We start from the raw sequence: 11,395 nt of genomic DNA on the forward strand, positions 1-11,395 counted from the left end.
GACATCGGCAAACAGAACAGCGACTGGACTGACGTTGGCGCGGCGCCCATGGCCCGCGGCGCGACACCAAGGAGTGGAGACAATGACGCCCCCCAATACCGCCGCCGGCATGCCAGCGGCTGCATCGCCCGTGCCGCCGGCTGTTCCACCCACCACCGATGTCGTTGCGGCACTGCCCACCCGCTACAACGCCGCCGAAGACCTGCTGTCGCGCAATCTCGAGGCAGGGCGCGGGGCCAAGGCAGCCTACATCGATGACACCACCTCGCTGACTTATGCCGAGCTCGATGCCCGTGCCCGACGCTTTGCCGGAGCGCTGCGCGACGCGGGCTTGCGCCAGGAAGAGCGGCTGCTGCTGTGCGCGCTCGATACCGTTGATTTCCCTACGGTGTTCCTTGGCTGCCTGCTGGTGGGGGTGGTGCCGGTGGCGGTCAATACCCTGCTGACCGCGGACGATTACGCCTACATGCTTGGCCATAGCGGCGCGCGCGCCGTGGTGGTGTCGGAGCCGCTGCTGCCGGTGATGAAGGCCGCCATCGAGAAGAGCGCGCTGGCGCCGATGGTGATCCAGGCGGCGCCGCATGCCGATGGCGCACCGGCGTGCAGCGTGGGCGCGATGCTGGCGCGCACGCGTTCTCCCGCGCAGACCGTGTGCAGCGGCCCAGACGACATGGCGTTCTGGCTGTATTCGTCGGGCTCGACCGGACGGCCCAAGGGCACCGTGCACACGCATGGCAACCTGTTCCATACGGCTGACCTGTATGCCCGCCAGGTGCTGGGGATCCGCGAGGACGACGTGGTGTTCTCGGCCGCCAAGCTGTTCTTTGCCTATGGGCTGGGCAATGCGCTGACCTTTCCGATGTCAGTCGGCGCCACCGCCGTGCTGATGGCCGAGCGGCCCACGCCGGCGGCCGTGTTCAGGCGGCTGCGCGAGCAGCGGCCCACGGTGTTCTGCGGCGTGCCCACGCTGTTTGCGGGCATGTTGGCCGCGCCTGAGCTGCCGCCGCGGGCCGAGGTGGCATTGCGTGTATGCACCTCTGCCGGCGAGGCCCTGCCACGCGATATCGGCGAACGCTTCCTGGCGCATTTCGGCTGCGACATCCTGGATGGCATCGGCTCCACCGAGATGCTGCATATCTTCCTGTCGAACCGGCCGGGTGAGGTGCGCTACGGCACTACTGGCAAGCCGGTGCCTGGCTACGCGCTGAAGCTGCTGGACGAGCGCGGCGAGCCGTGCGCGCCCGGCGAGATCGGCGATCTCTATATCAAGGGCCCCAGTGCCGCGCTGATGTACTGGTGCAACCGCGACAAGAGCCGCGATACCTTTGTCGGGGAATGGACGCGCAGCGGCGACAAGTACCTGTGCGATGCCGATGGCTACTACACCTATGCCGGCCGCAGCGACGACATGCTCAAGGTCGGCGGCATCTACGTGTCGCCGTTCGAGGTCGAGGCCGCGCTGGCGCAGCACCCGGCCGTGCTGGAGGCGGCGGTGATCGGCGTCACGGATGCCGACGAACTGGTCAAGCCCAAGGCCTTTGTCGTGCTGCGGCCCGGCCAGCAATGGCATGACGGCATGGCGGCGGAACTGCAGGCCTTTATCAAATCGCGTCTCGCGCCGTACAAGTACCCGCGCCAGATCGAATGCGTGCCCGAATTGCCCAAGACCGCGACCGGCAAGATCCAGCGCTTCCGCCTGCGCCAGCGCGAGCAGGCCGCGCGTGAGACGGCGCAATGAAGCGCCCGTAGCCGCTGGACATCTCTTCTGAACCGATGCAAGACAACAACGTGGCCATGCCAAGCAGCCTGGTGGAAATTCCCTTCGACAACCGCCGTATCCGGATCGAGTACCAGTGGCTGCGGCCTGAACGCGCGCAGCGCCCGCTGGTGGTGTTCCTGCATGAGGGGCTGGGCTCGGTCAGCATGTGGCGCGATTTTCCGCGCGATTTTTGCGAGGCCGGCGACTATCGCGGCCTGGTGTTCTCGCGCTACGGCTACGGTCGTTCCACGCCGCGGCCGCACGACGAAAAATGGCGTCCCGACTTCATGCATCGCCAGGCACGCGAGGCGCTGCCCGCATTGTTCGATGCGCTCGACATCGGTCCCGGCCGCACGCACGGCATGCCGTGGCTGCTGGGCCACAGCGATGGCGGCTCGATCGCGCTGATCCACGCCGCCAGCTTGCCACAGGCGGTTGCCGGCATCACCGTGCTGGCGCCGCATATCATGGTCGAAGACCTGTCGGTGCGTAGCATCGCGGGCGCGCGCCAGGCTTACCTGGAAACCGACCTGCGCCAGCGGCTGGCGCGCCATCATGACGACGTCGATTCGGCCTTCTGGGGCTGGAACGATATCTGGCTCGACCCCGGGTTCCGCCAGTGGGACCTGCGTCCGCTGCTGCCCGGACTGCGCTGCCCGGTGCTGGCCGCGCAGGGCGAGGACGACGAGTACGGCACCATGGCGCAGATCGAGGGTATCCATCGATATGCCCCCCAGACCACCTTGCTTAAACTCGCGCGATGCGGGCATTCGCCACACCGGGACCAAAAAGAACCGTTGACGCTGGCTGCCGTTCGGCATATAAATCTGCATACTTCAAACCTAAAATAATTCGGCTTCCCGCCTGTTGTGAAGGGTCCTCACGGTGCATGCGCCAGCGCGGGACATGGCAAGGGCAGGGGTGACCGGCAACGGTCCAGCGAGCCACCGGCTTGACCACCAGGAGACACCATGCGTCGCTTCACCTCGCGCAGGCTTGCGCCTGCCTGCCTTGCCGTCGCCACCGTCTTTGCCATGGCCGGCGCGTCCGCGCAGCCTGCGGCCCCCGCACCCGCTGCGCCAGGGGGAAAGATCAAGGTCGGCTTCATGCTGCCGTACACCGGCACCTACGCGGCCCTGGGTACGGCCATCGAGAACGGCTTCCGCATGTACGTGCAGCAGCAGGGCGGCAAGCTCGGCGGACGCGACATCGAGTACTTCAAGGTCGACGATGAATCCGATCCGGCCAAGGCGCCCGAGAACGCCACCAAGCTGGTCAAGCGCGACCAGGTCGACGTGGTGGTCGGCACGGTGCATTCGGGCGTGCAGATGGGCATCGTCAAGGTGGCCAAGGAGAACAACACGCTGCTGATCATCCCCAATGCCGGCGTGGACGAGGCAACTGGTCCGCTGTGCGGCCCCAATATCTTCCGCACCTCGTTCTCGAACTGGCAGCCGGGCTACGCCATGGGCCAGGTGCTTGGCGAGCGCGGCCTGAAGAAGGTGGTGACGCTGACCTGGAAGTACGCCGCCGGCGAACAGTCGGTGAAAGGCTTCAAGGAAGCGTTCGAGGCCAAGGGCGGCAAGGTGGTGAAGGAACTGAACCTGCCGTTCCCCAATGTCGAGTTCCAGGCGCTGATCACCGAAGTGGCGTCGCTCAAGCCTGACGCCGTGTTCGTGTTCTTTGCCGGCGGCGGCGCGGTCAAGTTCGTCAAGGACTGGGCTGCGGCGGGGCTCAAGGACAAGATCCCGCTGTACGGCTCGGGCTTCCTGACCGACGGCACGCTCGAAGCACAGGGCAATGCCGCGCAGGGGCTGGAAACCACGCTGCATTACGCCGATGGCCTGACCAACCCGCGCGACAAGAACTTCCGCCTGGACTACGCCAAGACCTACAAGCTGCAGCCCGACGTGTACGCAGTGCAGGGCTACGATGCCGCCCAGCTGCTGGCGGCCGGCGCCACGGCGGTGAAGGGCGACATGACGCGCAAGGCCGACCTGTACAAGGCCATGGGCGCGGCCAGGATCGACAGCCCGCGCGGCGCCTTCACGCTGTCCAAGGCGCATAACCCGGTGCAGGACTTTTACCTGCGCAAGGTCGACGGGCGCGAGAACAAGGTCAGCTCGGTGGCGGTGAAGGCACTGGCTGATCCTGCGCGCGGCTGCCGGCTGTAAGGCCACCCCGGCCTGTCGGTTTGCTCCCCTCTCCCGCTTGCGGGAGAGGGGCGGGGGGAGAGGGCAGGAGCCCCCACGAAGTGCAGGCCTTCGCATCCCGCAAGCGCTGGCCCTCTCCCCCANCCCCTCTCCCGCGCGCGGGAGAGGGGAGCCTGCCACCGGCATGTGTGGCGCTGTAGGTAATTTGATCCATTACCCCGCATGGATATCGTCTCCTTCCTGATCCAGTGCCTGAACAGTGTGCAGTACGGCCTGCTGCTGTTCCTGGTGGCCAGCGGCCTGACGCTGATCTTCGGCATCATGGGCGTGATCAACCTCGCCCACGGCAGCTTCTACATGCTGGGCGCCTACCTGGCCTTCACGCTCGCCGGCCTGACCGGCAACCTGTTCATCGCCATCCCGCTCGGCATCGTGCTGGCGGTGGCATTCGGCTACGTGCTGGAATGGGCCTTCTTCAGCTACCTGTATGAGCGCGATCACCTGCAGCAGGTGCTGATGACCTACGGGCTGATCCTGGTGTTCGAGGAGTTGCGCAGCATCCTGGTCGGCGATGACGTGCACGGCGTGCAGGTGCCTGCGCTGCTGGACGGCGCGTTGGCGATCGGCAACGACATGACCTATCCGGTGTACCGCCTCTTTATCTCCGCGATATGCCTGGTGGTGGCCCTGGCGATGTACTACGTGATCCGGCGCACCCGGCTGGGCATGATGATCCGCGCCGGCGCCACCAACCGCGAGATGGTGCAGTCGCTGGGCATCAACATCACGGTGCTGTACCGTTTCGTGTTCGCGCTGGGCGTGGCGCTGGCAGTGCTGGCCGGCATGATCGCCGCGCCGGTGTCGTCGGTCTATCCGGGCATGGGCGCGCAGGTGCTGATCGTCTGCTTCGTGGTGGTGGTGATCGGCGGCATTGGCTCGGTCAAGGGCGCGCTGGTGGCGTCGCTGCTGCTGGGCTTCGTCGATACCTTCGGCAAGGTGTTCTGGCAGGAGGCGGCCGGCGTGCTGATCTACCTGCTGATGGCGGTGATCCTGCTGTGGAAGCCGCAGGGGCTGTTCAAGGCAGGATGACATGAATCCGACGACATTGCCGGCGCGCCGGCACTCCTTCCGCAACGCCACGCTGGCCACCGGGCTGGGCTGGCTGGTGGCGTTCGCAGTGCTGGCGGCGCTGCCGCTGCTGCTGACCGCGGACAGCAACAAGTTCTACATCGAGCTGCTCAGCAAGGTGATGATCATGGCGATCTTCGCGCTGTCGCTGCAGCTGCTGATCGGCTATACCGGGCTGGTCAGCCTGGGCCATGCCGCGTACTTCGCCATGGCGGCGTATGCCACCGCAATCCTGGCGCCGCAGGCCGGGCCGGGCAATGGCTGGCTGCTGCTGGCGGGCGCGCTGGCCGCATCGGCGCTGCTGGCGCTGGTGGTGGGAGCGCTGGTGCTGCGCACCCGCGGCGTGTATTTCATCATGGTGACGCTGGCGTTCGCGCAGATGGTGTATTTCGTCTTCCACGACACCAAGATCGCTGGCGGCAGCGATGGCACCTATATCTACTTCCGGCCGGAATTCCCGGTGCCTGGCGAGCATCTGCTGACGGTCAACGATCCCACGCATTTCTACTGGCTGGTATGGATCGGGCTGGTGCTGACGGTGGCGGTGCTGGCGCTGGTGCTGCGCTCGCGCTTCGGGCACGCGCTGGTCGGCATCCGCCACAACGAGCAGCGCATGCGCGCGGCCGGCTATGCCACCTACCGCTACCAGCTGGCGCCTTTGTCGCGGGCGGGCTGCTGGCGGGGCTGGCCGGGTTTCTGTATGCGATCCAGTTTGGCTTCGTCAATCCAGAGATCGCGTCGTGGCACCAGTCCGGCAACGCCATGCTGATGGTGATCCTGGGCGGCGTGGGCAGCCTGGCCGGCGCGGTGCTGGGCGCGTTCTCGTTCGTGCTGCTGGCCGAGTGGTTCAGCACGCTGACCAGGCACTGGCAGCTGCTGATGGGCGGCTTCATCATCGTTGCGGTGGCGCTGCTGCCGCGCGGGCTGGTCAGCCTGCCGTCGGTGTTGCGGCACGGTCGCCGCGGACGGCGCAATGGCGATGCGGGGACCGGGACCGATGAGGCGCCCGGCAATGCCGATGGTCAGCGCCGCAACACGGAGGCCGCATGACAACCCAGGACACCCCGGTACTGCAGGCGCAGCAGCTGACCCGGCGCTTCGGCGGGCTCACCGCCGTGGCGGGCGTCGACCTGTCGCTGGCGCTGCATGAGATCCATGCCGTGATCGGCACCAACGGCGCGGGCAAGTCCACGCTGATCAATATGCTGTCCGGCGAACTGCCGCCGTCGTCCGGCCGCCTGCACCTGAAGGGCGAGGACGTGACCGGCTGGTCGCAGCCGCGGCTGGCGCGCCATGGGGTGGGGCGCAGCTACCAGCGCAACAATATCTTCCTGCCGCTGACGGTGCGCGAAAACTGCCGGCTGGCCGCGCAATCGCGCGCGCAGCGGGCGTGGCGGCTGTGGGAAAGCGCCCAGGGCTGCCGCACCAGCGCCACGCTGGCCGACGAGGCCCTGGAGCGGGCCGGCCTGGCGCCGCTGGCGGACCGGCTTGCCAGCGACCTGGCGCATGGCCAGAAGCGGCAGCTGGAGGTGGCAATGTGCCTGGCCACGCAGCCGGTCGCATTGCTGCTGGACGAGCCGCTGGCCGGCATGGGCGCGGAAGAGTCGGCGCGGATGCTGGCGCTTCTGCGCGGCCTGCGCGAGGGCCACGCCATCCTGCTGGTCGAACATGACATGGACGCGGTGTTCTCGGTTGCCGATCGCATCACCGTGATGGTCAACGGCGCCGTGATTGCCACGGGCAGCCCCGAGGCGATCCGGACCAACCACGAGGTCCAGGTCGCTTACCTGGGCGAGGAAGAGAGCGAGGCCGCATGAATGCCCCGATGATCGAAGCCACCGGTATCAACGCCTGGTATGGCTCCAGCCACGTGCTGCGCGACGTCGACTTCACCGTGGGCGTGGGCGAGACGGTCGGGCTGCTGGGCCGCAACGGCATGGGCAAGAGCACGCTGCTGCGCACACTGCTGGGCCATGTGCGCCAGCGCCAGGGGCAGATCCGCGTGGCCGGCCGCGACGTCTCGCGCGCGCAGCCGTTCGAGGTGGCGCGCCTGGGCGTGGCCTACGTGCCGGAGGGCCGCGGCATCTTCCCCAGCCTGTCGGTGCGCGAAAACCTGCTGATGGCCGCGCGCAAGGGCTGCAACGGCCGCAACGACTGGGACGAGGCGCGCGTGCTCGAGCTGTTCCCGCGCCTGAAGGAACGCCTGTCCCATGGCGGCCAGCAGCTGTCCGGCGGCGAGCAGCAGATGCTGTCCATCGGCCGCGCGTTGATGACCAATCCCGACTGCCTGGTGCTGGACGAGGCCACCGAAGGGCTGGCCCCGCGCATCGTGCGCGAGATCTGGGCGGTCATCGCCACTGTGCGCGGCACCGGCATCGCCTCGGTCGTGGTCGACCGCAATTTCCGCTCGGTGCTGGCGCACGCCGACCGCGCCGTGGTGCTGGAAAAGGGCCGGGTGGTGATGTCTGGCCCCGCGTCGGACCTTGCCGGCAAGCCCGAAGCCCTGGACCGCTATCTCGGCGTTTGAACTTCTGGTGACTCATGCGGCGCTTTTGTTGCTCTGCCGCAACGCCACTTGCGCGCGCAAGGTCACGCTGTTTTGCTCAGACGGGGCTTGACCATCCGCCGCTTCCCTCCCATGCTTGCGAAGTCACGAAAGCGGCATCGCTGTTTGCCGCAGTGGTCGATAGTCGGTAGTTCAACTAGAATTGCGCGCGTTTGTGCAATGCAATAAGAACCGCAAGCAGAACCGGAAACGGCGCAGCAACCTGTTGCGCTGGATGGGACCGGACCGCGGCAGAGCCAACAAACCTGCCGGCGATCTGGTCGAGCAGACCCAATTTCATGACCCAAGCCACAACCAGCCATTATTTTGTCGAGAGCCCGAGCACGCGCGCCCTGGTGCTCGGTGCGGTAGGCGTCGTCTTCGGCGACATCGGCACCAGCCCCCTGTACGCTCTCAAGGAATGTTTCAGCCAGGAACACGGCGTTCCGTTCAGCCCTGATGCCGTGCTGGGCATCATCTCGATGCTGTTCTGGGCAATGATCATCGTCGTTTCGCTCAAATACGTGATGTTCGTGATGCGCGCCGATAACGACGGCGAGGGCGGCGTGCTGGCTCTGATGGCGCTGGCGCTGCGCACAGCGGCACCGCGTTCGCGCATGGCGCGGCTGCTGATGATGCTGGGCATCTTTGGTGCCTGCATGTTCTATGGCGATGCCGTCATTACGCCGGCAATCTCGGTGCTGTCGGCGGTGGAAGGGCTGGAGATCGCCGCGCCGGGGCTGTCGCATTTCGTCCTTCCGATCACGCTGGTCATCCTGTGTGCGCTGTTCTTCATCCAGCGCAGCGGCACGCATGCCGTGGGCAAGCTGTTCGGCCCGATCATGGTTGTGTGGTTCATCGCGCTTGGCGCGCTGGGGCTGCTGCACCTCGTGAAAGCGCCGGGCATCCTTCTGGCAGTCAGCCCACACTATGCGGTGAGCTTCCTGATAGAGCATTCGCTGCAGGCCTTCGTCGTGCTGGGTTCGGTGTTCCTGGTGCTGACCGGTGCCGAGGCCCTGTACGCGGACATGGGCCACTTCGGTGCGCGCCCGATCCGCTATGGGTGGTTCGTGCTGGTGATGCCCTGCCTGATGCTCAACTATTTTGGCCAGGGCGCGATGTTGCTGAACAATCCGGCAAACATCTCCAACCCCTTCTACCTGATGGTGCCGGACATGTTGCAGCTGCCGATGGTGCTGCTGGCGACCGCCGCCACTGTGATTGCCTCGCAGGCCGTGATCTCGGGAGCCTTCTCGCTGACCAGCCAGGCCATCCAGCTGGGCTTCGTGCCGCGCATGCGCATCCGCTATACCTCTGCAGCGGAAATCGGCCAGATCTACCTGCCGGTGATCAACTGGATCCTTCTGGTACTGGTGGTGATCGTGGTGGTGGCGTTCAAGAAATCTGAGAACCTGGCTGCTGCCTACGGTATTGCCGTCACGACAACCATGGTGATCACGACATTCCTGGCGGCGGTCGTGATGCGCAATGTCTGGAAGTGGCATCCAGCGTTGGTCACGCTGATCGGCCTGTCATTTCTGCTGGTCGACCTTGCATTTTTCTCGGCCAACCTGCTGAAAATTGCCGAAGGCGGCTGGTTCCCGCTGTTGATGGGCGGGACGGCCTTCTTCCTGCTGATGACCTGGCACGGCGGCCGCAAGCTCCTGCGCGCGCGCAGCCTGGAAGACGGCATCCCGCTCGAGCCCTTTATCGCCGGGCTGCTGGCGCACCCGCCGCACCGGGTCGAGGGCACCGCGGTGTTCCTGACCGGCAATACCGATTCCGTGCCCGTGTCGTTGCTGCACAACCTGAAGCACAACCGCGTGCTGCATGAGCGCGTGGTGTTCCTGACCTTTGTCACGCGCGATATCCCCTACGTGGACGACGACCAGCGCCTGAGCTGCAAGGACCTGGGCGGCGGCGTCTTTATCCTGAAATCCGAATACGGCTTCAAGGAAACGCCCGATGTGCAACGGGTGCTGGAACTGGCCGACCGCAAGCTTGGCATGCGCTTCGAGTTGATGGAGACCTCGTTCTTTATCGCGCGCGAATCGGTGATTCCGTCCAAGCTGCCAGGCATGCCGATGTGGCGCGAGAGCCTGTTCGCCTGGATGCACCAGAACGGCGCCAAGCCGTCGGACTTCTTCCAGATCCCGGCCAACCGGGTGGTGGAGCTGGGCACCAAGGTCGAGATCTGAACGCGCGGGCCCCGGCGCCCGCTTCCGTCGAACTCGGCAACCCCCGGACGCGCCGCCAGGCGACCCGGGGGTTTTGCTTTCTGCCCGGTTTGCGCCGCCTGCCTGCCATGCGCCACCCGCAGCCCTGCCCTCGGGGCGCTTGTCCCGGGAAGTCGCGCATTGCGGACCCCGACCCGGGACACCGGCCTCATGCGTGCACACCGCCCCTCGCCACACAATGCAACCCTCAGCTTGTCACTGACCGCCTTCATGACGGTCCCTTCCAGAAGGAGCCTGTGCCATGTGCGCGTTGCAGCAGTGGTCTCGCCAGTCCAGCCGGCATGCCGACGGTATCCGTCGCATCCGTCGGCTGCGAGGGGCGCTGCCGCCGTGGCTGCCGCCGCTGCTGCCGGCGCTCCTGCTGCTCTACGTCTTCTGTCATTCACATGCGAACTGGGAATCGTGCCTCGCCTCACTGCGTGAGCTGAATCACGATCACGGCGCGCCGGCGCGCGAGCTGGGACGCGCGTTGTCGCTGGCGCGCTCCCTGCGCGGACGCCAGGCACCGGATCCGGCTGCCTGGCACGCCGCGGTGCAACTGGCCGCCGACCGGGGGTCGGCGTGCCTGGCGGCACTCGGGCGCAGTCCGGCGCGGCTGCTGCCGTCGCTGACAGCGCTGTTCGCGATGCTCGCATGGCTGCACTAGGGCGGCCGCTTCCCCGCATCCGCATACCACTGATCCAGGAGTCAGGCGCTGCGCCGCTGCCATGATGGGATGGCAGCCGGCTTGCGCCAGGCAACGGCTGGCACGGCTCGAGGCGATCCCGTGCGGCCCGTGCCGTTTCGTAGCCGATCGCCCGCATGAGGCGTGCCGTCGCGGCAATGCGGCCGGCATCCCTGTTGGAGATAGCAATGTGTAAGAATTTTGCCAAGACCCTGCTTGTCGCTGCCGCACTCGCCGCCGGGTTCAGTCATGCGGCCCACGCCGGTGCATATGGCGAAGCACTGGCCGCTGCCGTGCCGCGCCACAACGCGCAGCGCGACGCCTTCACGGACGGCGCGCGCAGTCCGGCCGCCGAGGCCGCAATGCGGCCCATGGTGGCGCGCGGCAGCATGTCAGTGTGCGTGGTCCGTGGCTTTGATCCGAACCGGGATGCAATGCGCAAGCCTGATCCCTACACGGATGGCGCGCGCATGGAACGCTTCGATCCCTTTACCGAAGGGGCGCGTATCAGTTCTCGCGATGGTCTCACCGACGGCGCGCGCAGCGATGCACGCGGCAGCGAGGAATGCCTGTCCTGAGTGATCGACGGCGCTTTTGCGCCGCCCATCCTTTGTCTAAGGAACGAGTGAGAAATAACTTCCCGAAGTGGACCTGGCGTGCGCAAAGCGACGCGGGTAAGATGTGATGCCTCTGGAGGACAAACGATGCAGGCTGGTTACCGGGCTGAGGTTGAAACGCGGATGAAGCGGCTGTACGCGCGCTTGTCGGAGAAGGACCGACGGCGGTATGCGGCTGTGGAGGCGGACAAGCTGGGCCATGGCGGTTTCGAATATATTGCGAAACTGTTTGAAATGGACCCGAAAACAATTAGACAAGGGCTAAAGGACCTGGAAGAAGAGCTGGATCCGG

The 11,395-nt window shown here is 66.2% G+C and carries 9 protein-coding genes and 2 pseudogenes; all 11 read left to right on the forward strand.

The window, feature by feature from the left end; translation table 11 throughout:
• Positions 1–82: 82 nt before the first annotated feature.
• Positions 83–1,738 (forward strand): benzoate-CoA ligase family protein, encoded by a 1,656-nt coding sequence (locus A3A5_RS0109615; RefSeq protein ID WP_018310380.1) that lies wholly within the window; start codon positions 83–85, stop codon positions 1,736–1,738.
• Between the two features lie 35 nt (positions 1,739–1,773).
• A complete protein-coding gene (locus tag A3A5_RS0109620) occupies positions 1,774–2,610 on the forward strand; it encodes an alpha/beta fold hydrolase (protein ID WP_018310381.1) in 837 nt (278 codons plus the stop codon).
• 120 nt (positions 2,611–2,730) lie between these two features.
• Positions 2,731–3,933, forward strand: coding sequence for an ABC transporter substrate-binding protein (locus A3A5_RS0109625; RefSeq protein WP_013956428.1), 1,203 nt, complete (start codon positions 2,731–2,733; stop codon positions 3,931–3,933).
• 201 nt (positions 3,934–4,134) lie between these two features.
• Entirely contained in the window at positions 4,135–5,001 is an 867-nt protein-coding gene (locus tag A3A5_RS0109630) for a branched-chain amino acid ABC transporter permease (RefSeq protein WP_018310382.1), read from the forward strand.
• Position 5,002: 1 nt separating this feature from the next.
• Positions 5,003–6,090: pseudogene (locus A3A5_RS38055) on the forward strand (branched-chain amino acid ABC transporter permease).
• Entirely contained in the window at positions 6,087–6,857 is a 771-nt protein-coding gene (locus A3A5_RS0109640) for an ABC transporter ATP-binding protein (RefSeq protein WP_018310383.1), read from the forward strand. The pseudogene A3A5_RS38055 and the gene A3A5_RS0109640 overlap by 4 nt, the downstream one beginning before the upstream one ends.
• A complete protein-coding gene (locus tag A3A5_RS0109645; protein WP_026200624.1) occupies positions 6,854–7,567 on the forward strand; it encodes an ABC transporter ATP-binding protein in 714 nt (237 codons plus the stop codon). Before A3A5_RS0109640 ends, A3A5_RS0109645 begins: the two co-directional genes overlap by 4 nt.
• Before the next feature lie 317 nt (positions 7,568–7,884).
• Positions 7,885–9,783 (forward strand): potassium transporter Kup, encoded by a 1,899-nt coding sequence (locus A3A5_RS0109650; RefSeq protein WP_018310385.1) that lies wholly within the window; start codon positions 7,885–7,887, stop codon positions 9,781–9,783.
• A gap of 280 nt (positions 9,784–10,063) precedes the next feature.
• Positions 10,064–10,468, forward strand: coding sequence for a hypothetical protein (locus A3A5_RS0109655; protein WP_018310386.1), 405 nt, complete (start codon positions 10,064–10,066; stop codon positions 10,466–10,468).
• A 206-nt stretch (positions 10,469–10,674) separates the two neighbouring features.
• The gene (locus tag A3A5_RS0109660) at positions 10,675–11,064 is read left to right on the forward strand and encodes a hypothetical protein (RefSeq protein WP_018310387.1); all 390 of its coding nucleotides are present in this window, start codon (positions 10,675–10,677) and stop codon (positions 11,062–11,064) included.
• A 126-nt stretch (positions 11,065–11,190) separates the two neighbouring features.
• Positions 11,191–11,395, forward strand: a pseudogene (locus A3A5_RS0109665) (hypothetical protein); the annotation flags it as partial.

This window comes from Cupriavidus sp. UYPR2.512, assembly GCF_000379565.1.
In the GTDB taxonomy this organism is placed as follows: domain Bacteria; phylum Pseudomonadota; class Gammaproteobacteria; order Burkholderiales; family Burkholderiaceae; genus Cupriavidus.